23 protein-coding genes are annotated in these 26750 nt (G+C 71.6%); 14 read left to right on the forward strand and 9 right to left on the reverse strand.

The window, feature by feature from the left end; translation table 11 throughout:
* Positions 1-19: 19 nt before the first annotated feature.
* The 3 genes from ABGB11_RS23675 to ABGB11_RS23685 all read right to left on the reverse strand — a co-directional run bounded on the left by ABGB11_RS23675 (position 20) and on the right by ABGB11_RS23685 (position 4733).
* Positions 20-952, reverse strand: a complete 933-nt coding sequence (locus ABGB11_RS23675) for an aminoglycoside phosphotransferase family protein (protein WP_347636093.1) — start codon at positions 950-952, stop codon at positions 20-22.
* Between the two features lie 241 nt (positions 953-1193).
* Entirely contained in the window at positions 1194-2843 is a 1650-nt protein-coding gene (locus ABGB11_RS23680) for a hypothetical protein (RefSeq protein ID WP_347636094.1), read from the reverse strand.
* 669 nt (positions 2844-3512) lie between these two features.
* Complete coding sequence (locus tag ABGB11_RS23685) at positions 3513-4733, reverse strand: SAM-dependent methyltransferase (RefSeq protein ID WP_347636095.1); 1221 nt, start codon at positions 4731-4733, stop codon at positions 3513-3515.
* A 233-nt stretch (positions 4734-4966) separates the two neighbouring features.
* Here ABGB11_RS23685 and groES point away from each other — a divergent pair, with 233 nt between their 5' ends.
* From groES to ABGB11_RS23705, 4 genes are all read left to right on the forward strand, one after another.
* The gene (groES, locus tag ABGB11_RS23690) at positions 4967-5278 is read left to right on the forward strand and encodes a co-chaperone GroES (protein ID WP_200871711.1); all 312 of its coding nucleotides are present in this window, start codon (positions 4967-4969) and stop codon (positions 5276-5278) included.
* Between the two features lie 84 nt (positions 5279-5362).
* The gene (groL, locus tag ABGB11_RS23695) at positions 5363-6991 is read left to right on the forward strand and encodes a chaperonin GroEL (RefSeq protein ID WP_347636097.1); all 1629 of its coding nucleotides are present in this window, start codon (positions 5363-5365) and stop codon (positions 6989-6991) included.
* 224 nt (positions 6992-7215) lie between these two features.
* Complete coding sequence (locus ABGB11_RS23700) at positions 7216-7899, forward strand: sigma-70 family RNA polymerase sigma factor (RefSeq protein WP_347636098.1); 684 nt, start codon at positions 7216-7218, stop codon at positions 7897-7899.
* A complete protein-coding gene (locus tag ABGB11_RS23705; RefSeq protein WP_347636099.1) occupies positions 7896-8723 on the forward strand; it encodes a hypothetical protein in 828 nt (275 codons plus the stop codon). Before ABGB11_RS23700 ends, ABGB11_RS23705 begins: the two co-directional genes overlap by 4 nt.
* A gap of 63 nt (positions 8724-8786) precedes the next feature.
* Here the strand turns inward: ABGB11_RS23705 and ABGB11_RS23710 are convergent, their stop codons facing one another.
* Positions 8787-9176 carry a DUF5319 domain-containing protein gene (locus tag ABGB11_RS23710; protein WP_347636100.1) on the reverse strand — a complete coding sequence of 130 codons (390 nt, stop codon included), beginning with the start codon at positions 9174-9176 and terminating at the stop codon, positions 8787-8789.
* Between the two features lie 242 nt (positions 9177-9418).
* Here ABGB11_RS23710 and guaB point away from each other — a divergent pair, with 242 nt between their 5' ends.
* From guaB to ABGB11_RS23725, 3 genes are all read left to right on the forward strand, one after another.
* Positions 9419-10909, forward strand: a complete 1491-nt coding sequence (gene guaB, locus ABGB11_RS23715) for an IMP dehydrogenase (protein ID WP_347636101.1) — start codon at positions 9419-9421, stop codon at positions 10907-10909.
* A gap of 257 nt (positions 10910-11166) precedes the next feature.
* The gene (locus tag ABGB11_RS23720) at positions 11167-12282 is read left to right on the forward strand and encodes a GuaB3 family IMP dehydrogenase-related protein (RefSeq protein WP_347636235.1); all 1116 of its coding nucleotides are present in this window, start codon (positions 11167-11169) and stop codon (positions 12280-12282) included.
* A gap of 98 nt (positions 12283-12380) precedes the next feature.
* Positions 12381-14120, forward strand: a complete 1740-nt coding sequence (locus ABGB11_RS23725; RefSeq protein ID WP_347636102.1) for a glycerol-3-phosphate dehydrogenase/oxidase — start codon at positions 12381-12383, stop codon at positions 14118-14120.
* 10 nt (positions 14121-14130) lie between these two features.
* Here ABGB11_RS23725 and ABGB11_RS23730 read toward each other — a convergent pair whose 3' ends face one another.
* Together ABGB11_RS23730 and ABGB11_RS23735 are read right to left on the reverse strand one after the other, a co-directional pair.
* Positions 14131-14952: an ABC transporter permease gene (locus tag ABGB11_RS23730; protein ID WP_347636103.1), complete on the reverse strand. Its 822-nt coding sequence runs from the start codon at positions 14950-14952 to the stop codon at positions 14131-14133.
* Positions 14949-15941 (reverse strand): ATP-binding cassette domain-containing protein, encoded by a 993-nt coding sequence (locus ABGB11_RS23735; RefSeq protein WP_347636104.1) that lies wholly within the window; start codon positions 15939-15941, stop codon positions 14949-14951. Before ABGB11_RS23735 ends, ABGB11_RS23730 begins: the two co-directional genes overlap by 4 nt.
* 63 nt (positions 15942-16004) lie before the next feature.
* Between ABGB11_RS23735 and ABGB11_RS23740 the strand changes: the two genes are divergently transcribed.
* Positions 16005-16619: a TetR/AcrR family transcriptional regulator gene (locus ABGB11_RS23740; protein ID WP_347636105.1), complete on the forward strand. Its 615-nt coding sequence runs from the start codon at positions 16005-16007 to the stop codon at positions 16617-16619.
* Between the two features lie 299 nt (positions 16620-16918).
* Here ABGB11_RS23740 and ABGB11_RS23745 read toward each other — a convergent pair whose 3' ends face one another.
* On the reverse strand, positions 16919-17548 hold the full coding sequence (locus ABGB11_RS23745) for a helix-turn-helix domain-containing protein (protein WP_347636106.1): 630 nt from the start codon (positions 17546-17548) through the stop codon (positions 16919-16921).
* Positions 17549-17800: 252 nt separating this feature from the next.
* On the opposite strand from ABGB11_RS23745, the gene ABGB11_RS23750 reads away from it, so the two are divergent.
* The 3 genes from ABGB11_RS23750 to ABGB11_RS23760 are packed head-to-tail and all read left to right on the forward strand — an operon-like array spanning position 17801 to position 21480.
* Positions 17801-19381 (forward strand): succinic semialdehyde dehydrogenase, encoded by a 1581-nt coding sequence (locus ABGB11_RS23750; protein ID WP_347636107.1) that lies wholly within the window; start codon positions 17801-17803, stop codon positions 19379-19381.
* A gap of 9 nt (positions 19382-19390) precedes the next feature.
* A complete protein-coding gene (locus ABGB11_RS23755; RefSeq protein ID WP_347636109.1) occupies positions 19391-21142 on the forward strand; it encodes a GMC family oxidoreductase in 1752 nt (583 codons plus the stop codon).
* A 53-nt stretch (positions 21143-21195) separates the two neighbouring features.
* A complete protein-coding gene (locus ABGB11_RS23760) occupies positions 21196-21480 on the forward strand; it encodes a hypothetical protein (protein ID WP_347636110.1) in 285 nt (94 codons plus the stop codon).
* A 52-nt stretch (positions 21481-21532) separates the two neighbouring features.
* Here ABGB11_RS23760 and ABGB11_RS23765 read toward each other — a convergent pair whose 3' ends face one another.
* Positions 21533-22426: a zinc metalloprotease gene (locus tag ABGB11_RS23765; protein ID WP_347636112.1), complete on the reverse strand. Its 894-nt coding sequence runs from the start codon at positions 22424-22426 to the stop codon at positions 21533-21535.
* 170 nt (positions 22427-22596) lie between these two features.
* On the opposite strand from ABGB11_RS23765, the gene ABGB11_RS23770 reads away from it, so the two are divergent.
* Positions 22597-23325: a DNA alkylation repair protein gene (locus tag ABGB11_RS23770; protein WP_347636113.1), complete on the forward strand. Its 729-nt coding sequence runs from the start codon at positions 22597-22599 to the stop codon at positions 23323-23325.
* Here ABGB11_RS23770 and ABGB11_RS23775 read toward each other — a convergent pair.
* Entirely contained in the window at positions 23313-24266 is a 954-nt protein-coding gene (locus tag ABGB11_RS23775) for a zinc metalloprotease (protein WP_347636114.1), read from the reverse strand. The two genes, ABGB11_RS23770 and ABGB11_RS23775, sit on opposite strands and share 13 nt — an antisense overlap.
* Positions 24267-24491: 225 nt before the next feature.
* Between ABGB11_RS23775 and guaA the strand changes: the two genes are divergently transcribed.
* Together guaA and ABGB11_RS23785 are read left to right on the forward strand one after the other, a co-directional pair.
* The gene (guaA, locus tag ABGB11_RS23780; RefSeq protein WP_347636116.1) at positions 24492-26105 is read left to right on the forward strand and encodes a glutamine-hydrolyzing GMP synthase; all 1614 of its coding nucleotides are present in this window, start codon (positions 24492-24494) and stop codon (positions 26103-26105) included.
* A gap of 138 nt (positions 26106-26243) precedes the next feature.
* The gene (locus ABGB11_RS23785) at positions 26244-26747 is read left to right on the forward strand and encodes a hypothetical protein (RefSeq protein ID WP_347636117.1); all 504 of its coding nucleotides are present in this window, start codon (positions 26244-26246) and stop codon (positions 26745-26747) included.
* Positions 26748-26750 lie beyond the last annotated feature (3 nt).

The following is a 26750-nucleotide window of genomic DNA, read 5'->3' on the forward strand; positions in this document are numbered from 1 at the left end:
CCGGGGGAGCGTCTGCGGGCTAGCACTCCGCGAGCAGTCTCGCCAGGTAGTCCTCGTAGAGGGGGACGTGGGCCTCGTCGATGGTGCGGTCGTCGTCCTCGGGGAGGAGGTCGAGGACGCTGCGGACGTCCCAGTACGGGTCGTGCCGGTGGCCGCCGGAGACCTGGTCGAACGTGGCGAGGAAGTGGTCGGCGACGCCGGTGCCGTAGCGCAGGGCCAGGCCGCGGCGCATGCGGGCGATGTCGACGGCGACGGGGCCGGACGAGGCGTCCGACCAGTCGACGACGCCGGTGAGCTTGCCGAACGACCACAGCGTGTTGTCGGCGTGGTAGTCGCGGTGGATGAACCGGACGGGCGCCTCGGGGGCGGGGCGCTCGGCGACCTCGAAGGCGCGCTCCCACAGGCCGGGGCGCAGCGCGTGCTCGGGCGGGACCCGCACGTCGAGCCGGTTGTGCGGCACGTACGGCGGCATGGTGGACGCGCCGTTCAGCGCGTGCACCGACAGCAGGGCGGCGGCCAGCTGGATGAGGTATTCGGGCAGGTCGTCGGGCGACGGGCGCGGCGGGTGGCCCTTCAGCCGGGTGATGAGCAGGGCGGGGACGTCGCAGTAGGCGCCCGCGGGGTCGGCGGCGACCAGCGCCGGGGTGGGGATCTCGCAGCCGGCGAGCAGGGCCAGCGCGGCGATCTCGCGCTCGGGGGAGAACTCGGTCTCGCCGTAGCTGCGGCGCGCGGGCGCGGGAGCACGGGACGTCCAGCGGCGCAGGACGAGGCGGTGCGCCTCGCCGGAGCGGGTCTCGACGAGGAGGGCGTGGTTGGCGTGGGTGCCGCCGCCGGCGAGGGGCCGCACCATGCGGACCTCGGCGCCCTTGCCGAGGCACTCCTCCACCCAGCGCAGGGTGGTGGAGGCGGGCGGGGCGCCGGTCTGCAGGCAGGGAGCCGGTGTGTGGGTCACCTGATCCATCAAAACGGATTCCGAAGGGTATTGGGAGTGATTTTGCGAAGACGGAACGTAACAAAATGCACGTCATCGGGGGCGCTTGAGGAAAGAGCTCCGGTCGCCGCACCCCTTAGCCGGACAAACACCACGGATTCCGTTGAGTATCCGAATGCGGCCGGGTGGGGCCCGCGCCGGCCCCACCCGGCCGCCGTCTCGGCGCGGGCCCGGGGCCTGCCCCCGGGCCCGTGCGGTCAGGTCAGTCCTTGGCCTCCCGGCGGGGACGCAGCAGCGCCTCGGCCAGGGCGAGCATCGTCTCCTCCAGGGTGGACAGCCGCTTCAGCACGTCCTCGTGGACCGCGTTGACCTGCTTGGAGACCTCGTCGTGGACGCCGTCCACCTTGCGGCCGACCTCGTCCTGGACGTGGGAGAAGCGCTTGGCGAACTCGGCCTGCGCGGCGTCGGCGCGCCGCCCGGCCTCGTCCTGCATGCTCTCCACCCGCCGCGCGAACTCCGCGTGGACGCCGCCGACCTGCCGGGCGACGTCCTCCTGCATGTTGCCGACCTGCTTGGCGACGTCCTCGTGGATGGTGCCGACCTGCCGGGTGACGTCCTCGTGGATGTCGCCGATCCGCTTGCCGACGTCGTCGTGGACGCCGCTGAGCTGCCGCCCCACGTCGGTGTGCACGGCCTCGACCTGCTTGGTGACGTCGGCGTGCACCGACTCGACGCGGCGGGAGACGATGGCGACCTGGGTGGTGAACTCCTCCAGCGCGACGTCGACCCGCTTGGTGACCTCCTCGTGGATGTTCTCGATGCGCTTGCGGACGTCGTCGTGGACGTTCTCGAACCGGCGGGAGAACTCGTCCATCCGCCTGGCGACGTCGCTGTAGGCGGTCTCGGCGATCTGCGACATGGTGGCCTTGACCTCGTCGCGGTCCGGGCGGGCGCGCAGCTCCTCGATCAGCGGGTCGACGGCCTCGGCGAGGTGCTTCTCCAGCGCGTCGAAGCGGTCGCCGTACTCGGCCGCCGGGCGCTGCGCGACCTCGGTCAGCAGCCGGTGCAGCTCGGCGATCTCCAGCGTGGCGGGCAGCCGGGCGATCCGCTCGCCCACCCCGTCGATGCGGCCGTCGAGGCTCTCGAAGCGGCCGTCCATGCCGTCCAGCTTGCCGGACACGCCCTCGAGCCGGCCGTCGACGCCGTCCAGCCGTCCGTCCAGGCCGTCGAGCCGCCCGCCGACGCCCTCGACCCGGCCGTTGACGGCCTCCAGGCCCTGCTCCATCCGCTCGGCCATCTCGCCGAGCGCCTGGTCGACCCGCGCCGTGACCCCGTTGATCGAATGCTCCAGCCGCTCGGACCGGTGGCCGAGCTCGGCCAGCGACTTGTCGAGCCGGTTGAAGCGGACGGACGCGGCCTCCATGCTGCCCTGGAGCTTGTCCAGCCGCTTGGTCATCTCGTCCATGCGCTGCGACGCCTGCTGCGTGGCGTCGGTGATCTGCTGCGCGGAGTCGAGGACGGCCTGGATGCGGGTCAGGCCCTCGTCGACGTTCTCGGCGACGACGCCGACGTCGGCCCACAGCGCGGGCAGCTCGGCGACGGGCTTGACCCGCTCGCCGAACGCGTCGATGTGCTCGGCCAGGCCTTCGGCCCATTCCGGGGGCTTGCCGGACAGTTCGTCGACCTGCCCGCGGACGCTCTCGATCTGCCCGGTCAGCCCGCTGAGCTCCCGCTCGCGGACCTCGCGGAGCAGCCACTCCATGCCTTCCAGCCGCTGGCGAATCTCGTCCAGGACCTGACCCTGTGAGCGCTGTTCATAGACGTGGTCCTGCGCCGCACGGGCGAGCAACTCCCGCATCCGATCCGAGACCGGTTGACCCCCCGTCTGCAGGAAGTTGTGATTCGTTTCCACCCGATGCTCCTTCGTGTGCCGGCGCGACGAAATGACGCACGGCAAATGAATCTCTGGAGTGGCCACTGTAGTGCGTGTAGAGCACTGCTAAAACGGGTAGCAGAGAAGATTATGAGTTCTGCGGAATGCGCCTGTTATCCGGCTGGGGTGAATAGCGCGGAATAGTCGGGCGGGCGAGGGATTTCCTGCTTCACGGCTCTTGCGGTGATCGTGGTGATGGGTGCCGTCCGGTGGACGGCGGGGATGGCCGCGGCGTCCGGCGTTCTGTCCGTACATCTCGTCCAACATCGGCAGTTCCCGAACCTCCGGTCCACTACGGCCGGGCGATGCGTGTGCGGACGGCGTGATGCCGCGGAACGCGCCGCGGGGCATTTCGGGGACGCATTGGGGCCCGCGGAGTCCCGGCCGCTGAACCTGCCTTGGTGTTTTCCGGCCGGTTGATCTCGCCGGGCCGTTTTCCCGGGCTCCGGCGGCGCTTGCCGGGCGCCCGTAATCCCGGTGGTGAACGCAATGCCGGAAAGCGCCGATGATTTGCACGGCCATGGCGCGTCGCGCGGCCCCCCTTGGTGTTGCCCGCCGCGGGGAAGATCTTTGGGCAGGGTTGCCGTCCGGGCGCCCGTCCGGGCGGGTCAGACGCCCGCGACGCGGGTCAGGCGGCCGCGACGCGGGTCAGGCGGCCGTGACCGGGTGGGCGAGCAGCGCGACCGGGTCGCCGCCGACGCGCGTGACCACCAGGGTCAGCTCCTTCGCGCCGCGTCCGGCGCGCCGCCCGCCGAAGCCGAGGTCGCGCCGGAGCCGGTCGACGTCCACGGCCGAGCCGCGCTTCTTCACGGTCAGCACCCCGATCTCGCGCCGCCGCAGCTCCGCGCGCAGCCGCTTCACCGAGAACGGCAGCACGTCCTCCATCGCGTAGGCGGAGGCGAACGGAGTCGGACGCAGCTCATCGGACGTGATGTACGCGATGTTCGGATCGGCCAGGCCGCCGCCGACCAGCTCCGCCACCTCGCCGACCAGATGGGCGCGGATCACGGCTCCGTCAGGCTCGTACAGGTAACGGCCCCACGCACGCACGTCCGGAACGTCGAACCCCTGCGGCGTCAGCGTCCACACCTCCGGATCGAGGTCGGACGACAGCAGCGTGGCACGGCGCCCCACCTCCCCGGCCAGCTCACCCAGCCACAAGGCCGCTTCCTTGACGTCACCACCGACCGAGACCCATTCGGCCTCAGCGCCGTCCGGAACGGCCTCATGGGGGATGCCGGGCGCGACCTTCACGCAGGCGGCCGGCGTCTTGGCGGCCATGTCGAGGACGACGTCGAGCGGCGGCTCGTACGAGCGGGGATCGAACACCCGGCCTCGCGCGGTCCGCCGTCCAGGGTCGGCGAACACCGCGCCGAACTCGCACGGGTCCTCCTCGGTCGCGTCACCCACCCGTACGGAGGCAAGACCGTCCAGCCCGAGAGCGGTCACGTTCGCCTGGGCCACCTCGGCAGTGAGCGGGTCGAGTTCCACGCCCTCCCCGGCGAGCCCCGCGTGCGCTCGGGCGACGAGGTCGGCCCCTATCCCGCATCCCATGTCGAGGACACGCGCGCCGTGGAGCCGGTCTGCGAACCGTCCCGCCCTGTAGGCCGCCACGCTCGCGCGGGTCGACTGCTCCAGCCCTGCCTGGGTGAAGTACATGCGCTCGGCGTCCGCGCCGAACTTGGCCCGCGCCCGCACGCGCAGCCGCGCCTGCGTCAGCGCGGCGGCGACGAGCGCGGGATCGTGCCGTTCGCGCAAGCGGGACGCGGTGGCGAGGAGTGCGCCCTCGCCCAGGTCCGCCGCGGCCGTCTCGCGGAGGAGCTCCTGCCCGGAGGGGGTGCGCAGGGCCCGGAACGACGCGATGTCCATAGAGTGGAAGGTAGCCCCCGGTGAACTGCGTGCGGCGCCTCCGTGTCCGTGTTGACGGGCCAACGGGCACGGAATAGTCTCCATGTCTGGCACTCTCATAGTGAGAGTGCCAACACAGCGACAAAGGTCGGTCTGGCACCCGCGACGGCAGGCCGGTCCAGGGTCGCCTCTTCTGTCACATGTGCTGGCCGGTCATCCGTGGCCGGCCGAGGACCAATCGAAGGGGAGGTCAGATCGTGACGACCGCCACCAAGGTTGTTCTCAAGCCGCTTGAGGACCGCATCGTCGTCCAGCCGCTTGAGGCCGAGACCACCACCGCGTCGGGCCTGGTGATTCCGGACACCGCCAAGGAGAAGCCCCAGGAGGGCACCGTCCTTGCCGTTGGCCCGGGTCGCGTCGACGACAAGGGCGAGCGCGTCCCGGTCGACGTCAAGGTCGGCGAGGTCGTGCTCTACAGCAAGTACGGCGGCACCGAGGTCAAGTACAACAACGAGGAGTACCTCGTCCTCTCGGCCCGCGACGTGCTCGCGGTCATCGAGAAGTAATCACCGAGACGTGATGCACCCGCCCCGGTCGGCGCCGCCTTCGGCGGGCCTGCCGGGGCGGATCGCGTAAAGAGGAGTATCCGCATGGCGAAGATCCTGGAGTTCGAGGAGGACGCTCGCCGGGCTCTTGAGCGCGGCGTCAACGCTCTCGCGGACGCCGTCAAGGTGACGATCGGCCCGCGCGGCCGCAACGTCGTCATCGACAAGAAGTTCGGCGCGCCGACGATCACCAACGACGGCGTCACCATCGCCCGCGAGGTGGAGCTGGAGGACCCCTACGAGAACCTCGGGGCCCAGCTCGCCAAGGAAGTGGCGACCAAGACCAACGACATCGCGGGTGACGGCACCACCACGGCGACCGTCCTCGCGCAGGCGCTGGTCCGCGAGGGCACCCGCAACGTGGCGGCCGGCGCGTCGCCGCTCGCCCTCAAGCGCGGCATCGACGCGGCCGCCCAGTACGTCTCCGACCAGCTGCGCAAGTCGGCCCGCGAGGTCGGCGAGAAGGGCGAGATCGCCCACGTCGCCACCATCTCCGCGCAGGACCCGCAGATCGGCGAGCTCATCGCCGAGGCGTTCGACAAGGTCGGCAAGGACGGCGTCATCACCGTCGAGGAGGCCCACACCATGGGCCTCGAACTGGAGTTCACCGAGGGCCTCCAGTTCGACAAGGGCTACCTGTCGCCGCACATGGTCACCGACCACGAGCGCATGGAGGCCGTCCTGGAGGACGCCTACGTGCTCATCGTGGACGGCAAGATCTCCAACGTGCAGGAGTTCCTGCCGCTGGCCGAGAAGGTCGCGCAGACCAAGAAGCCGCTGCTCGTGGTGGCCGAGGACGTCGAGGGCGAGGCCCTCGCGCTGCTGGTCGCCAACAAGATCCGCGGCACGTTCACCTCCGTCGCGGTGAAGGCGCCGGGCTTCGGCGACCGCCGCAAGGCGATGCTCGGCGACATGGCCACCCTGACCGGCGGCCAGGTCGTCAGCGAGGCCATCGGCCTCAAGCTCGACTCCATCGGGCTGGAGGACCTCGGCCGCGCCCGCCGGATCACCGTCACCAAGGACGCCACCACCATCGTCGACGGCGAGGGCTCCGCGGACGAGATCAACGCGCGGGTCAACCAGATCAAGGTCGAGATCGAGAACAGCGACTCCGACTGGGACCGCGAGAAGCTGCAGGAGCGCCTGGCCAAGCTGGCCGGCGGCGTCTGCGTGCTGCGCGTCGGCGCCGCCACCGAGGTGGAGCTGAAGGAGAAGAAGCACCGCCTGGAGGACGCCATCTCGGCGACCCGCGCGGCGATCGAGGAGGGCATCGTCTCCGGCGGCGGCAGCGCGCTGGTGCACGTCGGCAAGGAGGGCTTCGACTCCCTCGGCCTGTCCGGCGACGAGGCCACCGGCGCAGAGGCGGTCCGCCGCGCGCTGAACGAGCCGCTCCGCTGGATCTCCGAGAACGCCGGCCAGGAGGGCTACGTCGTCGTCTCCAAGGTGCAGGCGCTGCAGGCCGGCCAGGGCTACAACGCCGCGACCGGCGAGTACGGCGACCTGATCGCCCAGGGCGTCATCGACCCGGTGAAGGTCACCCGCTCCGCGGTCACCAACGCCGCCTCGATCGCGGGCATGCTGCTCACCACCGAGGCGCTCGTGGTCGACAAGCCGGAGGAGCCCGAGGAGGGCGCCGGCGGCGGCCACGGCCACGGCCACGGTCACGGCCACTGAGGTCGGCTCACCCGGAGGGGCGCGTCCCGTCCGAAATGTTCGCGCAAGACCCCCGTCCGTCCGGGCGGGGGTCTTGTTCGTTCCCCGACCCCTCCCAGAACCGCGACACTCGGGAGTCGCGCGGAAACGTTGCGTAGTATCCCCAGGTTCGATCCCGCACTGTGACCATTCCGTTGTAGAGGACAGTGGAGACACGCCCGGGGGTGCTGGGCATCATGCTTGACGTGACCGAGGGATGCTACGCCGGGACCATGACCGCGCGCGCTGCCGAACCCTCGGGAGGGCCGGCCCCGCCACCGCCCCGCGACGGCGTGCGCGGAACGCGGGCGCTGCGCGCCGCGGACGCGGGCGACGGCGACCTCAAGGAGCTGACGAACCGCGCCGTCCAGGGCGACCCGGGGGCCATCGAGGTCCTCATCGCCGAGGTGCGGCCCATGATCGTCCGGTACTGCCGGGCCCGGCTCGGGCGGGTCTCCGGGCAGTACCACATCGCCGACGACGTGGCCCAGGAGGTCTGCATCGCCGTCCTGTCGGCGCTGCCCCGCTACCGCGACATGGGCCGCCCGTTCGCCTCCTTCGTCTTCGGCATCGCCGCGCACAAGATCGCCGACGCGCTGCGCAGCGCGGTGCGCGCGGCCGTCCCCACCGAGGACCTGCCGGACGGCCCCGACGACCGGCCGGGGCCCGAGGAGACGGTGGTGCGCTACATCGAGGCCCAGCGCGCCCGCGACCTGCTCACGCGGCTGCCCGAGCACCAGCGCGAGCTCGTGCTGCTGCGGGTCGTCGCGGGCCTGTCGGCGGAGGAGACCGGCAACGTGCTGGGCATGTCCGCGGGCGCCGTCCGGGTCGCCCAGCACCGGGCCCTGGCCCGGCTCCGGGCGATGGCCAGAGAGGAGTCGATCGCTTGACGGAGCGCGGCCCCCTCACCGGCGTCCGGGGCGGCCCGAATCCGGCCGAGCCTTCGCATTCCGGCGACGCGCCGTCCTCGCCCGGCGGCCCGCCCGCCGCGCCTCCCGAGGACCTCGGCGCGGTGCGCCGCACCGACGCCCTGATCGAGTCGCTGGCACGGCGGCGCGACCGGACGGCCCGCTCCGGTCCGGCGCCGGAGGGCTCCGCTCCCCGCCCGCCGGCCGACGACCACGACCCGGCGGTGCGGCTGCTGCACGCGCTGATCACCGACGTGGACGACCCGGACTCCGCCGCCGGCCCCGGCACGGCGCCGCCCGCGCCGCCCGCGCCGCAGGGGCCCGGACCCCGCCGCCGCGGGCCGCGCACGATCGTCGCCCTCGGGGTGGCCGGCGCCGTCCTCGCCAGCAGCGGTGTCGCCGCGGCGGGCGGCGGCGTCGCCGACCAGACCGCCGCGTCCCCGGTGCCCAGCGCGGCCGGCGCGCCGGACGTGCCCCGGGCCGGGACCGACACCGACACCGACACCGCGACGCACGGACATGTGCGGCCGCCCGTCCGCTCGGCCCCGGAGCCGGGCGCCACCGCGCCCGGAGGTCAGGAGCGCAAGAAGATCGACCGCTTCAAGCGCCGCCTCGACCCGGTCGCGCGCCGCCGGCCCGAGCCTCCGGAGCGTCCCGAGTCACCCGCCCCGATGGTGAACTCCGCCCCGTCCGCGCGTCCCGACGGCCCGGCCGACGACCGCCCGCGCCGCCGCATCGTGGACCTGCGCGGGGAAGACGGGAAACGCACCCTCCGCCCACGCGAGGGCCGGCCCCCCGACGACTGACGAGGACCGGTCGACGATGGCCGCCGCCTGCTCACCGCCGCGAACGGCTCGACCGCCCGGGGGTCAGTTCTCGTCGCGGCCCTCTTCGCTGTCGATCACGCCGTCGACGTAGCCGCGGGCGTACTCCCAGCTCACGTAGTCGACGGGATCGGGGGACAGCGCGGGTTCGTGCACGCGCGGCAGGCCCTCGTCCAGCAGGTGGCGCAGGTTGCCGTGCAGCAGGTCCCAGTCGATGTAGTGGAGCTTGCCGCAGTCGCCGCAGTCGACGGTGAGGCCGCGCACGCCGAGCGGCTCCAGCAGCGCCCGGAAGACCTCCAGGTCGGCGAGGTCGGCCAGCACGTCCTCCCGCTCCGTCACGCTGAGCGGAGCGGTGTCGTCACCGAGGTCGCCGAGCGCCGCCGCCGGATCCTCGGGATCGCCGGCGAACGGGTCGAGCGGTGCGTCGTCGTGCACACCCCCACGCTACTGCGGGACCGGCCATGAGGTGCACCCCCCGGTCTTCTCCGTGTGCGAACGGTCACGCTGTGTGGATGAAAGTCGGGAATGACAGGACCATCCGTGTTGTTGCGAAGTGTCATCAAGACCACGTGACCGCCGTGCGCAACACCCCGTCCGGGCGGGGGCCCAGCCCCTACCATGGAGACCGGGTCCCGCGTGACCTGGCCCGATGCCGCGACCACCACGGGAAGGTTGTCATGAACCCCGCCGCCGACAAGATCCTCCCGCAGGGCCTGACCTTCGACGACGTCCTCCTGCTCCCGGGCTACTCCGACCTGCAGCCCGGCGAGGCCGACACCACCACCCGGCTCACCCGCGAGATCTCGCTGCGGATCCCGCTCGTGTCGGCGGCGATGGACACCGTCACCGAGTCCCGGACGGCCATCGCGATGGCGCGGCAGGGCGGCATCGGCGTGCTGCACCGCAACATGGCGATCGACGAGCAGGCCGAGGAGGCCGACCGGGTCAAGCGGTCCGAGTCCGGCATGATCACCAAGCCGGTGACGTGCCTGCCGGACGCCACCCTCGCCGACGTCGAGGAGCTCTGCGCCCACTACCGGATCTCCGGCGTGCCCGTCACCGACGTCCGCGGCGTCCTGGTCGGCATCGTGACGAACCGCGACATGCGCTTCGAGTCGGACCTGTCCCGTCCGGTCCGCGAGGTCATGACGCCGATGCCGCTGGTCACCGCCCCGGTGGGCGTGTCGCGGGACGAGGCGTTCCGGCTGCTGGCGGGCAACAAGGTGGAGAAGCTCCCGCTCGTCGACGGCGACGGACGCCTCAAGGGCCTCATCACCACCAAGGACTTCACCAAGAGCGAGCAGTACCCCGACTCCACCAAGGACGCCGACGGCCGCCTGCTCGTCGCCGCCGCGGTCGGCGTCGGCGACGACGCGATCCACCGCGCCCGCGCCCTCATCGAGGCGGGCACGGACGTGATCATCGTCGACACGGCGCACGGACACTCCAAGGGCGTCGCCGACACCATCGCCGCGATCAAGGGCAACGCGTCCGTCCAGGTCGTCGGCGGCAACGTCGCCACCCAGGCGGGCGCCAAGGTGCTGGTGGACGCGGGCGCCGACGCGATCAAGGTCGGCGTCGGACCGGGCTCGATCTGCACCACCCGCATCGTCGCCGGCGTCGGCGTCCCGCAGATCACCGCCATCCTGGAGGCGTGCCGCGCGGCCCGCGAGGCCGGCGTCCCGGTGATCGGGGACGGCGGCCTGCAGTATTCCGGCGACATCGCCAAGGCCCTCGTCGCGGGCGCCGACACGGTCATGCTCGGCAGCCTGCTCGCCGGCGTCGAGGAGTCCCCGGGCGAGCTGATCTTCGTCCACGGCAAGCAGTACAAGTCGTACCGCGGCATGGGCTCGCTCGGCGCGATGCGCAACCGCGAGCGCGGCGCCTCCTACTCCAAGGACCGCTACGCGCAGGGCGACGTCACCGCCGAGGAGAAGCTGATCCCCGAGGGCGTCGAGGGCCAGGTCCCCTACCGCGGCCCCCTCGCCAACGTCGCGCACCAGCTCGTCGGCGGCCTCCACCAGTCCATGTGGTACGCGGGCACCCGCACCATCCCCGAGCTCCAGGAGCGCGGCCAGCTCATGCGCATCAGCGCCGCCGGCCTCCGCGAGAGCCACCCCCACGACATCCAGATGACCGTCGAGGCCCCCAACTACCAGGGCCGCTGACCACCTTCGAGGTTGGTCCGAACCTTTTCGGGGTGGGGCGCGTCATAACCACCGAGAACGCGCCGGCCACTTCTGCGGGGGATGTGGCCGGCGCGTGGTCCATCTCCAGCCCGCTCCGATCCGGATCGGAGCGGCGGCCCGCGCCCTCGGCGCGTGTCTCGCGTGTGCTCGGGGCTGACGTAAGCTCATCCGGGGCTTGTTGCCGCCGTCCGCGGGAACACCGGAACACGTGAGGGAAGGGCGCAGTGGCTGCTGAGGTGGAGATCGGCCGTGGCAAGAGCGGCCGCCGGGCGTACGCCTTCGACGACATCGGCATCGTGCCGTCCCGCCGGACGCGCGATCCCGAGGAGGTCAGCGTCGCCTGGCAGATCGACGCCTACCGGTTCGAGATGCCGCTGGTCGTGGCGCCGATGGACAGCGTCGTCAGCCCCGCCACCGCGATCGCCGTCGGCCGGCTCGGCGGGCTCGCCGTCCTCGACCTCGAAGGCCTGTGGACGCGGTACGAGAACCCCGAGCCGCTGCTCGCCGAGATCGCCTCGCTGGACGACGTCCGCGCCACCCAGCGGCTCCAGGAGATCTACTCCGAGCCGATCAAGGAGGAGCTGATCGGCCGCCGGATCGAGGAGGTCCGCGAGGCGGGCGTCACCGTCGCGGCGCGGCTGTCCCCGCAGCGCACCGCCCAGTTCCACAAGGCCGTGATCGACGCGGGCGTCGACCTGTTCGTCATCCGCGGGACGACCGTGTCCGCCGAGCACGTGTCCGGGCGCGCCGAGCCGCTGAACCTCAAGCAGTTCATCTACGACCTCGACGTCCCGGTGATCGTCGGCGGCTGCTCCACCTACACCGCGGCGCTGCACCTGATGCGCACCGGCGCCGCCGGCGTGCTGGTCGGGTTCGGCGGCGGCTCCGGGCACACCACCCGGACCGTCCTCGGCGTCGCCGTGCCGATGGCCACCGCGGTCGCGGACGTGGCCGCCGCCCGGCGCGACTACCTGGACGAGTCCGGCGGCCGGTACGTGCACGTGATCGCCGACGGCGGCATGGTGAACAGCGGCGACATCGCCAAGGCGTTCGCCTGCGGGTCCGACGCCGTCATGGTCGGCTCGCCGTTCGCGCGCTCCACCGAGGCGCCCGGACGCGGCTACCACTGGGGCAGCGAGGCCCACCACGGCGACGTCCCGCGCGGCACCCGCATCGAGCTCGGCACGATCGGGACGATGGAGCAGATCCTGCACGGCCCGTCCCATGTCGCCGACGGTTCCATGAACCTCATCGGGGCGCTGCGCCGCGCGATGGCGACGTCCGGCTACACCGAGTTGAAGGAGTTCCAGCGGGTACAGGTCGTCGTGGCCCCCCGCCGGTCCAGCGACTGAGAGCGAGCCCACGCCGAATCGGTCGTTTCCGGGGTGGACCCGTCCCTACTCTTGGGTAGGAACCGTTCGGAAACCGAACCGCTCTGGGGGGAAACGCGATGACGGCATCACCGGTGACCGGCCTTGGAAGCTCCCGGCTCGGCCCTGCCGAGCGCGCGGCGGCGCTCGATCGCATGGCCCAGGAGGAGTTCGACGTGGTCGTCGTCGGGGCCGGCATCGTCGGCGCGGGCGCGGCCCTCGACGCGGCCACCCGGGGGCTGTCGGTCGCGGTGGTCGAGGCCCGCGACTTCGCGTCCGGGACGTCCTCCCGCTCGTCCAAGCTGATCCACGGCGGGCTGCGGTACCTGGAGCAGTACAACTTCGACCTGGTCCGGGAGGCGCTGACCGAGCGCAGCCTGCTCCTCCAGCAGATCGCCCCGCACCTGGTGAGGCCCGTCCCGTTCCTCCTGCCGACGACGCACCGCGTGTGGGAGCGCGCGTACTTCGGCGCCGGCGTCGCCCTGTACGACCTGCTGTCGCTCCAGATGGGCAATTCCCGCGGCGTCCCCCACCACCGGCACCTCACCCGGCGCGGCGCGCTGAGGCTCGCCCCATCCCTGCGCAAGGACGCGTTCGTCGGCGCGATCCAGTACTGGGACGCCCAGGTCGACGACGCCCGCTTCGTCATGACGGCGCTGCGGACGGCCGCGGAGTACGGCGCGCAGATCGCGTCCCGCACCCAGTGCCTCGGGTTCCTGCGCGAGGGGGAGCGCGTCACCGGCCTGCGCATCCGCGACCTGGAGGGCAACACGACCAGCGAGGTCCGCGCGAAGCAGGTCGTCAACGCCACCGGCGTGTGGACCGACGACATCCAGGAACTCGTCGGCGGGCGCGGCCAGATCCACGTGAAGGCCTCCAAGGGCATCCACCTGGTCGTCCCGAAGGACCGCATCCACTCCTCGACCGGGATCATCCTGCGCACCGAGAAGTCCGTCCTGTTCGTGATCCCGTGGGGCCGCCACTGGATCATCGGCACGACCGACACCGCGTGGGACCTCGACCGCGCCCACCCGGCCGCCTCGAAGGCCGACATCGACTACGTCCTCGACCACGTCAACGCCGTCCTCACGACGCCCCTGTCCCACGACGACGTGGAGGGCGTCTACGCGGGCCTGCGCCCCCTCCTCACCGGCGAGACCGAGGAGACCTCCAAGCTCTCCCGCGAGCACGTCGTCGCGCACCCCGTCCCCGGCCTGGTGCTCGTCGCCGGCGGCAAGTACACGACGTACCGCGTCATGGCCAAGGACGCCATCGACGCCGTCGCCCACGGCCTCGACGGCAAGGTCGCCGAGTCGTGCACCGACCGCGTCCCGCTCGTCGGCGGCGACGGCTTCCAGGCCATGTGGAACGCCCGCCACCGCCTCGCGTCCCGCTCCGGCCTGCACGTGGCCCGCATCGAGCACCTCCTGCGCCGCTACGGCACCCTCGTCGACGACCTCCTCGAACTGGTCTCCGACAAGCCCGACCTCGCCAAGCCCCTCACCGGCGCCGACGACTACCTCCGCGCCGAGATCGTCTACGCCGCCACCCACGAGGGCGCCCGCCACCTCAACGACGTCCTGGCCCGCCGCACCCGCATCTCCATCGAGACCTGGGACCGCGGCGTCGGCGTCGCCCAGGAGGCCGCCGACCTCCTGGCCCCCGTCCTCGGCTGGTCCAAGAAGCAGCGCGACCGCGAGATCGAGTACTACCGCAAGCGCGTCGAGGCGGAACGAGCCTCCCAGACCCAGGAAGACGACCAGGAGGCCGACGCCCACCGCCGAGGCGCCCCCGACATCGTCCCCACCGCCACCCCGTGACCGCCCCGGGTCAGTCCCGGCGGCCGTAGAGGCAGAGCGCGAGCGGCGCGCACACGCCGGCGATGGCGGCGGTCGCGGCGAGCGACCAGGCGACGGGGCCGCCGGCGCCGCCGGTGCCGTTCATCAGGGCCCGCGCCGCCGCCGCGACATGGCTGAGCGGGTTGACGTCGACGAAGGCGCGGAGCCAGCCGGGCATCGTCTCGGGCTCCACGAAGATGTTGCTGGCGAACGAGAGCGGGATCAGCACGGCGTTGGCGATGCTGATGACGACGGCCGGGTCCGGGACGAGCAGGGCGACCGCGGCCCACAGGCAGGAGAGGGCGAGCCCGAACGCGATGATCAGCGACACCGCGGCGAGCACGCCTCCCGCGCCGCCGCCGGGACGGTAGCCCATGACCAGCCCGAGGCCCACCACGATGGCGGAGGCGAACAGGTAGCGGACGGCGTCGCTGAACAGGCCGCCGAGCACGAAGGCGCCGCGCCAGACCGACAGCGAACGGAAGCGGTCGAACGCGCCGGTCGTCACGTCCTGGGCGAGCCGGGCGCCGCCGTACATGGTGACGACGGCGATGCTCATGCTGAGCACGCCGGGCAGCAGGACCTGGAGGTACTCGCCGGACGAGCCGCTGATGGCGCCGCCGAAGAGGTACGTGAAGAGCACGGTGAACAGGATCGGGATGGCGATCGAGTCCACCAGCTGCTTGGGATCGTGCTTGATCTTGAGCATGGCCCGGCGGCCGAAGACCGCGGACGCGGCGAGCGCCCCGGCCCGGCGGCGCGGCGGGCTCGCGCTGAGCAGAGCCTCGATCCGGTAGGTCTCCTCGGTGCTCATGCGTTCACGTCCTCGCGATCGGTGGTGGGTCGGCCGGTCAGGGCGAGGAACGCCTCGTCCAGGCTGGGCCGGCCGACGGCGACTTCGGCGACCCCGACATCGGCCTCGGCGAGCCGAGTCATGGCGTGCCCGACCAGGCGGGCCGTGTCCGCCCCGGTGAGCAGCACGGAGAGGGAGAGCGGGTCGGCGGCGGGCCGGAGCGTGCCGTCCAGCGCGCCGGCCAGGACCCGCCGTGCCAGCGGAAGCTGCGCGCCGTCCAGGAGACGGACGTGCAGGGTGCCGGAGCCGACCCGGGCCTTGAGCTGGGCGCCGGTGCCCTCGGCCACGATCCGGCCGTGGTCGATCACCGCGATCCGCTCGGCGAGCCGGTCGGCCTCCTCCAGGTACTGGGTGGTGAGCAGCACGGTGGTTCCGGCGGCGGCGATCCGGCGGACCAGCGCCCATACCCGGGTGCGGCTGCGCGGGTCGAGCCCGGTGGTCGGCTCGTCGAGGAACAGCAGGTCGGGGGTCACGATCAGGCCGGCCGCGATGTCGAGCCGGCGCCGCATCCCGCCCGAGTAGCCGGCCACCGGACGTCCGGCCGCGCCGGTGAGGTCGAAGGCGGCGAGCAGGTCGTCGGCGCGCCGCCTGGCGGCCGTGCGGGACAGGCCGTGGAGGCGGCCGAGAACGCTCAGGTTCTCGTATCCGGTCAAGTCCACGTCCAGCGCGGCGAACTGCCCGGTCACCGCCACCCGGGCGCGCAGCGCGCCCGCGTCGCCGACCAGGTCGTGGCCGAGGACGCGGGCGGTGCCCGCGTCGGGCCTGGTCAGGGTGGCCAGGATGCGGATCGTGGTGGTCTTCCCCGCGCCGTTGGGGCCGAGGAACCCGAACACCTGCCCGCGCTGGACCGTGAGGTCGATCCCGTCCAGCGCCCGAGTCTTCCCGTAGACCTTGACCAGTCCGCGCGCGTCGATCGCCGGGTGTTCCTCGGCCGGGCTGTTCTTTGACATGCTGTCAGACTTAACTATCTCTTACAGCGTGTCAAGATTCGTGCGGCGGATAGCATCGCTGGAGTGAGTGACACGCTCGACGCCGCCAAGCCGTCCCGACCGCGGCGGTCCGACGCCCGGCGCAGCATCGACGCCATCCTCGACGCGGCCCGCGTCGTGCTCGGCGAACGGCCCGACGCCAGCATGGAAGAGGTCGCCACCAGGGCGAACGTCACCCGCCAGACCGTCTACGCGCACTTCCCGTCCCGCGACGCCCTCGTGGCCGCCCTCGTCGAGACCGCGGCGGCCGAGTACTCCGCCCTGCTGGACGCCGCCGGACTCGACACCGCCCCGCCCGCCGACGCCCTGGCCGGGTTCCTCGACGCCGGCTGGCGGTTCCTGCGCCGCCACCCGCTCATACTCGACCCGACCCTCACCCGCGTCCCGCGGCCCAAGGTCAACGATCCGCACGACGTCGTGCCCCCGCGACTCGAACGGCTCATCCAGCGAGGCCAGCAGGCGAGCGCCTTCGACCGCTCGCTCCCGGCCTCGTGGCTCGCCGCCGCCGTCATCGGCCTCCAGCACACCGCCGCCGCGGAGATCGCCGACGGCCGCCTCACCGCCGACGAGGCAGCGGCCTTGTGCCTGGAAAGCGCCCTCCGCCTCTGCGGAGCTTCTCCCGGCCCCTCCCAAGGTTGACGGCCGTGGTGGCGCGGCCCGAGTCGCTACGCGCGCCGTGACGCCTTGGTCGGACGTGGCCTGGCGCCGTGAGTGGTCTGGACTCCGTACGCGTGGCAGGGGGCCCGGTGTGGTTGTCGCAAGCAAGCGGCAACGTCCCCGGGACCGGTCCCCGGTCCCGGGGGGACCCGACGGAATGACGAGAGATCACCTGCCGGCCGGAAACAGCGACGTCGTGTATGGGCTCGGGCGTTCGAGAGCTGGGCTCGGTGTGTCTGCGACGATTTCGGTTCTGAGGCGGGGCTTCCCTGGGGACGGCATCAGTGGGCAGGGCGTTGCATGAGGGCCTTGCCGGTTCTGTAGAGGTCGGTGGGGACTCGGGTGGGGTCCAGGAGGTGTTGGAAGGCCAGGCCGAAGTCGAGGGCCATGGTCAGGGTGGCGCGGTCGGTGGGGGGCACGTCGTCGGCCGGGTCCAGCTCGCTGGCCAGTTGGGCGCGGCGTTCGGCGTACCAGTCGGCGATGCGCCAGCCGGCGGCGTAGTCGCGCATGCCGTAGAGCCAGAACTCGACCAAGAGCAGGGCCAGACGGCGGGGAGCGTCGTCGGTGTCGTGGCGGGACGAGCGGCCGGTGAGGTCGGCGTCCTGCGCGGCGGCGTGGAGTTCCTCGCAGACGTCGGTGCGGGTGCGGTCGCTGGTGATGCGTTCCATCAAGGCGAGCAGGAGGTCGGTCTTGCCCGCGAAGTTGGAGTAGACCGCGCCCTTGGTGAGGCCGGCGGCCGCGGCGATGTCGTCCAGGGAGGCGCCGTGGATGCCGCGTTCGGCCCAGAGGCGCTCGGCGGCGGTGAGCAGGGCGGTGCGGGTCTGCTCGCGCCTGTCGCGGCGTGGCCGGGGGCCGCCGCCGGACGGCCGTGGAGGCCGAGGGCCCTTCGCCTCGGGTCGCTCGTCGGTCATGTGCTGTTCCCCTCCGTCAGCGGTGGCGCGTCCGGCGGCGGTCACGCGCCGAGATTCTCTCCTTACTCTTCGAAATACACCTGTCGGGCGCGGTCGGTCCCTGAGTTGCGCAACTCTGCCTGGCTTGGAACGGTCCGTTCGAGGGAAGTTGTCCGCCAGGGCGGAAATCACCGGCAAGGTGGGGCGAATCACCCCGAGTAGCGCGTTACTTGCGGGTAGCCAGATGTGGGCGGCTGGTCATACTCTGCCTCCATGGCATCCCCGACGGTCCCTGCCAAAGGCGCGGCAGAGCACGAGCTCCCCCAGACCCTGATCGACCGGCTGGCCTCTCACGTCGCCTCGGACGGCGCCGAAACCGCGACCATCCCTGGCCCGTTCACGGGTGAACCTCTTGCGAGTGTTCCGCTTTCCGGTGCCGACGACGTCCGCAAGGCCTACGAGCGGGCCCGCAAGGCGCGGCTCGCGTGGGCGGCGCGGCCGGCGGGGGAGCGGGCCAAGCCGTTCCTGCGGCTGCCGGACGCGCTGGTGGACCGGCGCGAGGAGATCCTCGACATCATCCAGCTGGAGACCGGCAAGGCGCGCCGGCACGCCATGGAGGAGTTCCTCGACGTCGCGCTGTGCTCGCTGTACTACGCGCGGCGGGCCCCGAAGCTGCTGAAGCCGCGGCGGCGGCAGGGGATGGTGCCGGGCGCGACGCGCGTCCAGGAGCTGCGGCACCCGAAGGGCGTCGTCGCGCTGATCGCGCCGTGGAACTACCCGTTCTCGCTCGGCGCCAGCGACATCGCGCCCGCGCTGATGGCGGGCAACGCGGTGATCCACAAGCCGGACACCCAGACGTGCCTGTCCAGCCTGTGGGTGCTGGACCTGCTGATCTCGCTCGGGCTGCCGCGCGACCTGTGGCAGATCGTCGTGGGGGACCCGGCCGAGATCGGCGACCCGCTGCTGGACGAGGCCGACTACGTGTCCTTCACCGGGTCGACGCGCGGCGGCAAGGCCATCGCCGAGAAGGTCGCGCCGCGCCTGGTCGGCTACTCGCTGGAGCTCGGCGGGAAGAACCCGATGATCGTCATGGCGGACGCCGACGTGGAGCGGACCGCGCGGGGCGCGATCCGCGCGTGCTTCACCAACGCCGGGCAGCTGTGCATCTCCATCGAGCGGATGTACGTGCACGAGGACATCTACGACCGGTTCGTCCCCCGGTTCGCCGAGATGGTCACGGGCATGAAGCTCGGCACGGGCCTCGACTTCGACGTCGAGATGGGCTCGCTGACCTTCCAGCGCCAGCTCGACGCGGTGACGCGGCACGTCGACCAGGCCGTGAAGGAGGGCGCGACCGTTCTCGCGGGCGGGAAGGCCCGTCCTGATATCGGGCCCCTGTTCTACGAGCCGACCATCCTCACGGACGTGACCGGCGAGATGGACCTGTGCGCGAACGAGACGTTCGGGCCCGTCGTCGCGGTCTACAAGTACCGGGACGAGGACGAGGTCGTCGCCCGCGCCAACGACACGCCGTACGGGCTGAACGCCTCGGTCTGGACGAAGAACGCGGCGAAGGGCCGCCGCCTGGCGTCGCGCATCCACGCGGGGACGGTCAACGTCAACGACGGGTACGGCGCCGCGTTCGCGTCGTACGACTCCCCGATGGGCGGGATGAAGCAGTCCGGTGTGGGACGCAGGCACGGGTCGGAAGGGCTGCTGAGGTTCACCGAGGTGCAGACGGTCGCGAGCCAGCACTTCATGGACCTGGAGCCGCCGGGATCGCTCGGCTACGCCAAGTACGCCGATCTGATGGCGTCCGGCATCAAGCTCATGAAGAAGCTCCGGATCAAGTAGGGAACGTCTGTGACGCATGACTTCGACGTGCTCGTCGTCGGGTCGGGGTTCGGCGGCAGCGTGTCGGCGCTCCGCCTGACCGAGAAGGGCTACAAGGTCGGGGTGATCGAGGCGGGCCGCCGCTTCGACACGAACCCGTCCGGGGCGCCCGGCTCCCGGTATCCGGAGCTGCCGAAGACGAACTGGCGCGTCGCCCGCTACCTGTGGGCGCCGGCACTCGGCCTGACCGGCATCCAGCGGATGCACCTCGTCCGCGGCGCGAAGTCGAGCCGGGTGATGGTGCTGGCGGGGGCGGGCGTCGGCGGCGGGTCGCTCAACTACGCCAACACGCTGTACGTCCCGCCGGAGCCGTTCTTCAGGGACCGGCAGTGGGGGCACATCACCGACTGGCGGGACGAGCTGGCGCCCTACTACGAGCAGGCGAAGCGCATGCTCGGCGTCGTCCGGAACCCCACGACGACGGCGGCCGACGAGGTCATGAAGAAGGTCGCCGACCGGATGGGCAAGGGTGACACGTTCGTCCGCACGCCCGTCGGCGTCCACTTCGGGCGCGGTGCCGGGATCGAGAGCGCCGACCCGTACTTCGGCGGGGTGGGCCCGCGCCGGCGCGGCTGCCTGGAGTGCGGCGAGTGCATGGTGGGCTGCCGCCACGGCGCGAAGAACATGCTCACGGAGAACTACCTGTACCTGGCCGAGAAGGCGGGCGCCCGGATCATGCCGCTCAGCCGCGTCACCTCGGTGCGGCCCCTGCCCGGCGGCGGGTACGAGGTCGTGATCGTGCGGACCGGCTCGTTCGGGCGGAACCGCAAGACCCTCACCGCCGGGCAGGTCGTCTTCGCCGCCGGCACCTACGGGACGCAGAAGCTCCTGCACACGCTCAAGTCGACCGGGGCGCTGCCGCGCCTGTCGGACCGGCTGGGCGCCCTGACCCGCACCAACTCCGAGGCGATCCTCGGCGGGGGCCGCCGCAACGGCCGGCCGGGGCCCGACTTCTCCGAGGGCGTCGCGATCACCTCGTCGTTCCACCCGGCGCCGGACACGCACATCGAGCCCGTCCGGTACGGCCGCGGCTCGAACCTGCTCGCGGGCCTGCAGACCCTGCTGGTGGACGGCGACCGCCCGGGGGAGCGGCACCGGCCCCGCATCCTGAAGTTCGCCCGGGAGGCGGTGCGCCGGCCGCGCGACCTCGTCCAGCTCCTCGACGTGCGGCACTGGTCGGAGCGGACGGTGATCGCGCTGGTCATGCAGACCCGCGACAACTCGATCACGCTGAGCCCGAAGCGGGGCCCGTTCGGCTGGGACGTCCGCGCGTCCGCGGGGCACGGCGAGCCGAACCCGACGTGGATCCCCGAGGGGCACGAGGCGACGCGGCGGATCGCCGAGGAGATCGGCGGCATCGCCGGCGGGACGTGGGGCGACCTGTTCGACGTCCCGATGACGGCGCACTTCCTCGGCGGCTGCGCCATCGGCGACTCCGCCGAGTCGGGCGTGATCGACCCCTACCACCGCGTCTACGGGCACCCGGGCCTGCACATCGTGGACGGCTCCGCGGTGTCGGCCAACCTCGGCGTCAACCCGTCGCTGACCATCACCGCCCAGGCCGAGCGCGCGATGGCGTTCTGGCCGAACCGCGCGGAGGACGACCCCCGCCCTGCCCTGGGCGACCCCTACCGGCGCCTCGCGCCCGTCCCTCCGAAGAACCCGGTCGTCCCGGACGACGCGCCCGCGGCGCTGCGCCTGCCCATCGTCGACATCACCTGACATCGCGGCCTCCCCGACTCGACTCCCTGGAGGGTGGGCTTTAGCGTTCGGGGATGCGCAAAGAAATCCCCCCCGGGCACTACCGCCGTCTCGTAGTGGAGAAGCGGAACGCGCACTACGGACGAGTGGGCGGGCGCTACTACGCCGTCCTCGCACTCTGGTACCGCGACAGCCCTACCAAGAACACCGACGCGGGGACGGCCTTCACCCGGCAGGCGCCCAAAGGACGCTGGAAGGTGACCATGGTGGACGGCGCCTACGACCCGTGCGCGCGTCCGGCCCCTGCGGCCCTCATGCGGGCGTGGGGCATGAGGGTCGCCGACTGCACCGCCTCGTAGGCGGCGACGTCCGGCGCCGCAGCGCGAGGGCTGCGGCGCCGGACGCTGGAGGTCAGGCGCGGTAGGCCGCCCACTGGGACTGCATGCGCTCAGCCTGGCCGGGCGTGAACTCGTACATGCAGGCGTCGTAGCTGTAGTCCATGAAGTTGTGGATGGGGTCGGCCCCTGCCGTGGAGCAGGTGTCGCGGCCGGTCGGGCAGCCCGACGCGGGGCTCTGCTCGGCGGGAGTGTCGGACACGCGGTCGCCCTGGCCGCTGCAACCGCCCTGGAAGGTGTGGTACAGGCCCATCCAGTGGCCGACCTCGTGGGTACCGGTGTCGCCCTCGTTGTAGTTGCTCAGGGAGCCGCCCGGCAGGCTCTGGTAGTGGACGACCACGCCGTCCATCGACGGCTGAGATCTGTAGTCGCTCGGGAACGTCGCCCAGCCCAGGAGGCTGCTCCCCAGGTCGGCGGTGTAGAAGTTGAGGTCCTGGGCGTTGCCCGCGTGCAGGGCGTTCTTCATCTGGCTCTCGTAGCCCTCGGGGTCGGAGAACCAGGACGCGTTCTGCGTGCGCTTGATCTCGGCGAGCGTGAACGTGACGCCGCTACCGGCGTAGGCGTCGTTGAGGACGTTGAGCTGGTTGTTCAGCACCGCGTCCGGCACGTTGCCCGCGCTGCCGTAGACGACGTGGAAGTGCACGCGGACGGTGACGGCCGCGGTGGTTCTCGCCTTCTTGAGCTTGCCGAGGCGCTGCCGGAAGTCCTTCTCCATCGCGGCGACCTTGGCCGCTCCGGGCTGGTTCCGTTCCGTGACGTGGGCTCCGGCTTGGACGCGGGCCTGGGCGGGCTGGTCCGCGCAGGCGGCGGACGGGGCCGCCGGGGCGGCGAGGGTGGCGGGGGCGGCGGGGGCGTACGCGGTGAAGGCGGCTGCCAGACCGAGGGCAGCGGCGATCCGGGCGCGTTTCATGGAACTCCTCGGGGGTGCGGCGCGAGCGGGGGAGCGCGCGCTGGGGGAGCGGAGTCTTCGCTGAAACTAGGGTGAATGCGAATAATCATCACGTCTTTAGCAAACCTGGACGAATAGGGACGGGGAATGCTGAACTCGGCGCCATGGCGTGACGGCGTAGCGTGTCCCGCATGGACGTGGAGGGGGAGACGGCGCGGGTCCTCGCGGAACTGCGGGCGCAGGCGGACCCGTCACGGGCCGAGAACGAGAAGCGTTACCTGAAGAGCGATTTCGTCCACATCGGCGTGCCCGTCCCGGCACTGCGCAAAGTCGCGCTGTCGACGGTCAAGGCCCAGCCGACACGGGAGGAATTGCTCGCTCTCGCCCGTGAACTCTGGGCCGTCACCGACGAGGGCCGTCCCGTCCATGAGGCGCGCGTGGCGGCCATAGAGGTCCTCGCGAAGAGGGCCGCCCTGCTGGAGCCGCGCGATCTCGGAATGGCCGAGGCGCTCATACGCGACTCGGCGAGCTGGGTGTACGTCGACCACCTCGCCGAGAAGGTGGTCGGTGATCTGGTCGTCCGCCACCCTGACCTGGCGACGGCACTGGACGCCTGGGTGGCCGACCCCTACATGTGGATACGGCGTACGGCCATCCTGGCCCTGCTGCGAGGCATCCGGAAGGAAAACCCGGACCTGGGCAGGATCGACCGCTTCGGGGACGCGCTCATGGCCGAACGGGAGTTCTTCATCCGCAAGGCCATCGGGTGGGTCCTCCGCGAACTGTCGAAGAAGGACGCGACGTGGGTCACCGCATGGGTCGAGCCCCGCGCCGGAGCCATGTCAGGCGTGACGCTGCGCGAGGCCGTCCGCCACCTGCCGCCCGCCGACGTGGCCCGGATCAAGGGTCAGGCGCGGTAGGCCCTCCACACCTTGTGGATACGGGAGCCCTGGCCGGCGGTGAACGACGTCATGCACGTGTCGTGGGCGTAGTCCATGTAGTTGTGCACCGGGTCGCGCCCTGGGGCCGGGCACGTGTCCTTACCGGTCGGGCAGCCGTTGGTGGGGTCGCGCTCGGGCGGGGTGTCGGAGACCCGGTCGCCCTTGCCGCGGCAGCCGTCCTGGAACGTGTGGTACAGGCCCAGCCAATGCCCGACCTCGTGCGTGGCGCTGAAGCCCTTGTTGAAGTGCTTGATGGAGCCGCCCGGCATGCTGGCGTAGTGGATCGTGACCCCGTCCATCTTGGGGTCGGTCTTGTACTTCCACGGGAACGTCGACCAGCCGAGTAGATCCCCGCCTATGTAAGCGCTGTAGAGGTTCAGCGTTCCCTTGCCGCCCCTGCGCAGCTTCGGCTTGTACGTCCCTTCGTAGCGTTCCGGGTCGCCGAACCAGGCCGCGTTGTCGCTGCGGCTGATGCCGCGGAGCCGGAAGGAGACGCGCGTGTTCGCACCTCCGTTGCGTCCTCCGTACGACGCGTTCAGCGTGTTGATCTGGCGCTTGACCGCCGCGGCGGACACGTTGCCCTTCGCGCCGTCATGAATCACGTGGAAGTAGACGGGAATCGTGAGCTGAGCAGCGCGCTGCAGGTCGGCACGGTCCGTAGTGCCGTCTGGACGTCCGGCCGAGCCCGCCGCCAGCCCTAGACCGTCCAGAACCTGGTCGAGGTCCCGTTCGACAGAGGCCGCCTCGGTGGGCGTCAGCTCGTTGAGCTCCACGCCGTGCCCGCCCGTCCGCAGCCTCGCCTCTGGGTGCACGCAGTCCGCATGGTCGATAGACAGGGTCGGTCCGACCGGCCCAGGGGTTCCTGTCGGTGCCGCGGGAACGAGGGCGGCGAGCAGAGCGGCGGCGGCGAGCAGCTTCACGGCACTCCTAGGGAGGTCGCTTGCGGACGGGAAGCGGACGAATACAAGGCGTCATCAACAGGTATCAGAGCGAAGCCCTGCGATGCGTGCGCTCAAGGTAAATGGATGCCGACCGTTATCGGCTGATCGCACCATGTGAGGGTGGTCTGCGAGGTGCGCCGCATCGGCGCAGGCAGCGGCCCCTTAGACTGGGAGGCCCTTCCGGCCGTGCGAAAGGCGTAGTTGGTGGCCGCAGACCAATCTTTTGACACCGTCCTCGTCGTCGATTTCGGCGCGCAGTACGCGCAGCTGATCGCGCGGCGGGTCCGCGAGTGCCATGTGTACAGCGAGATCGTGCCGTCCACCATGCCGGCGGCGGAGATGCTCGCCCGGCGGCCGAAGGCGATCATCCTGTCGGGCGGCCCGGCGTCGGTGTACGCCGAGGGCGCCCCGGTCGCGCCGGAGGGGCTGTTCGACCTCGGCGTCCCGACGCTCGGGATCTGCTACGGCCACCAGGTGATGGCGCAGGCCCTCGGCGGGACGGTCGAGAACTCCGACGTCGCCGAGTACGGCGGCGCGACCGTCGCCGTCGCGTCCCCGGGCATGCTGTTCGCGGGGCTGCCGCACGAGCAGGCGGTGTGGATGTCCCACCGCGACTTCGTCAGCAGCGCGCCGTCCGGCTTCACGGTGACGGCGAGCACCGACGTCACGCCGGTCGCCGGCATGGAGGACCTGGAGCGCGGCTTCTTCGGCGTCCAGTTCCACCCGGAGGTCCTGCACACCGAGCACGGCATGGAGATCCTGCGGCGCTTCCTGTACGAGGGCGCCGGCTGCCGCCCGAACTGGACGATGGTGAACATCGCGGACGAGTCGATCGAGGCCGTCCGGGAGCGGGTGGGGCGGAAGCGGGCCATCTGCGCGCTGTCCGGCGGGGTGGACTCCGCCGTCGCCGCCGCGCTCGTCCAGCGCGCCATCGGCGACCAGCTGACCTGCGTGTTCGTCGACCACGGCCTGCTGCGCAAGGGCGAGCCCGAGCAGGTCGAGAAGGACTTCGTCGCGGTCACCGGGGTGAACCTGCACGTGGTGGACGCCCAGGAGCGCTTCCTCGCCGCCCTCGACGGCGTCACCGACCCGGAGGAGAAGCGCAAGATCATCGGCCGCGAGTTCATCCGGGTTTTCGAAGAAGCGGCCCGGGAGATCGTTCACGGGGGGTCTGGGGGGTCTGGGGGGTCGTCCTCCCAGAAGGGTGCTGAGGACGCCTCCGAGCCGGTCGAGTTCCTCGTCCAGGGAACCCTCTACCCGGACGTGGTCGAATCGGGCGGCGGTACCGGCGCGGCCAACATCAAGTCGCACCACAACGTGGGCGGCCTGCCCGACGACCTCCGGTTCGAGCTGGTGGAGCCGCTGCGCACCCTGTTCAAGGACGAGGTCCGCGCGCTCGGCGAGCAGCTCGGCCTGCCGTCGGAGATCGTCTGGCGGCAGCCGTTCCCGGGCCCCGGCCTCGGGATCCGGATCATCGGCGCCGTCACCCGCGAGCGGCTGGACATCCTGCGGGACGCCGACGCCATCGCCCGCGAGGAGCTCACCCGCGCCGGACTCGACCGCGACATCTGGCAGTTCCCGGTCGTGCTGCTCGCCGACGTCCGGTCCGTGGGCGTCCAGGGCGACGGCCGGACGTACGGGCACCCGATCGTCCTGCGCCCGGTGACCAGCGAGGACGCGATGACGGCCGACTGGGCGAAGCTCCCGTACGACCTGCTGCGCCGCATCTCCACCCGTATCACCAACGAGGTCAGCGAGATCAATCGGGTGACGCTCGACATCACGTCCAAGCCTCCGGGCACCATCGAGTGGGAGTAGGGGCGGTCCCGCCCGCCCGGCCAGTGATGATTCCGTGGCGGTTCCGTGCGGGCACGGATGCCCCGCCCCCTCGGCCGGCGGCACGCTCGACGAGCCGGTGACCGCCGGCCCGCCGTCCGCCGCCCGAGGAGGAACGCCATGGACTACGGTCAGCTCGTCAAGAAACTGTCCGTGCCGCCCGGTTTCGCCGTCCCCACCCGGCTGACCCACGGCGACATCGTGGCCAGGGCGCTGTCGCGTGCCGATCTGGCCGATGACGTGCGCGGCATCAACGCCAGCATCGACATCATCCGCCGGACCCGCGGCGGCTCCTGGCCGGAGGAAGGGGTCACCGAGGAGTTCGATTTCGTCGACCTGGTGTGGCACGAGTGCGAGTTCCGGGAGGGCGACTCGTTCGCCTACGCCGTGTACGACGTGGACGGCGCCTACCTCGGCTGCTGCTACCTGTACCCCATGGGACGGCGCACGCCGCTGACCGAAGAGCTGGCGAAGTACGACGTGGACGTGAGCTGGTGGGTGACGCCCACGGCGTACGAGGCAGGCCACTACAGCGGCCTGTACCGTGCCCTGCGCCATTGGCTGTCCGAGGACCTTCCCTTCAAGAAGCCGTACTTCTCCAACCGGGAGATCCCCTCCGGCTGAGGA

This window comes from Actinomadura sp. B10D3, assembly GCF_039871695.1.
Lineage (GTDB): Bacteria > Actinomycetota > Actinomycetes > Streptosporangiales > Streptosporangiaceae > Spirillospora > Spirillospora madurae.

Coding starts and splice junctions, on each gene's coding strand:
- ABGB11_RS23685 (WP_347636095.1), bottom strand. CDS start 4,733: ATGGACATCGCGTCGTTCCGGGCCCTGCGCACCCCCTCCGGGCAGGAG.
- groL (WP_347636097.1), top strand. CDS start 5,363: ATGGCGAAGATCCTGGAGTTCGAGGAGGACGCTCGCCGGGCTCTTGAG.
- guaB (WP_347636101.1), top strand. CDS start 9,419: ATGAACCCCGCCGCCGACAAGATCCTCCCGCAGGGCCTGACCTTCGAC.
- ABGB11_RS23725 (WP_347636102.1), top strand. CDS start 12,381: ATGACGGCATCACCGGTGACCGGCCTTGGAAGCTCCCGGCTCGGCCCT.
- ABGB11_RS23730 (WP_347636103.1), bottom strand. CDS start 14,952: ATGAGCACCGAGGAGACCTACCGGATCGAGGCTCTGCTCAGCGCGAGC.
- ABGB11_RS23735 (WP_347636104.1), bottom strand. CDS start 15,941: ATGTCAAAGAACAGCCCGGCCGAGGAACACCCGGCGATCGACGCGCGC.
- ABGB11_RS23745 (WP_347636106.1), bottom strand. CDS start 17,548: ATGACCGACGAGCGACCCGAGGCGAAGGGCCCTCGGCCTCCACGGCCG.
- ABGB11_RS23750 (WP_347636107.1), top strand. CDS start 17,801: ATGGCATCCCCGACGGTCCCTGCCAAAGGCGCGGCAGAGCACGAGCTC.
- ABGB11_RS23760 (WP_347636110.1), top strand. CDS start 21,196: ATGCGCAAAGAAATCCCCCCCGGGCACTACCGCCGTCTCGTAGTGGAG.
- ABGB11_RS23765 (WP_347636112.1), bottom strand. CDS start 22,426: ATGAAACGCGCCCGGATCGCCGCTGCCCTCGGTCTGGCAGCCGCCTTC.
- ABGB11_RS23770 (WP_347636113.1), top strand. CDS start 22,597: ATGGACGTGGAGGGGGAGACGGCGCGGGTCCTCGCGGAACTGCGGGCG.
- ABGB11_RS23785 (WP_347636117.1), top strand. CDS start 26,244: ATGGACTACGGTCAGCTCGTCAAGAAACTGTCCGTGCCGCCCGGTTTC.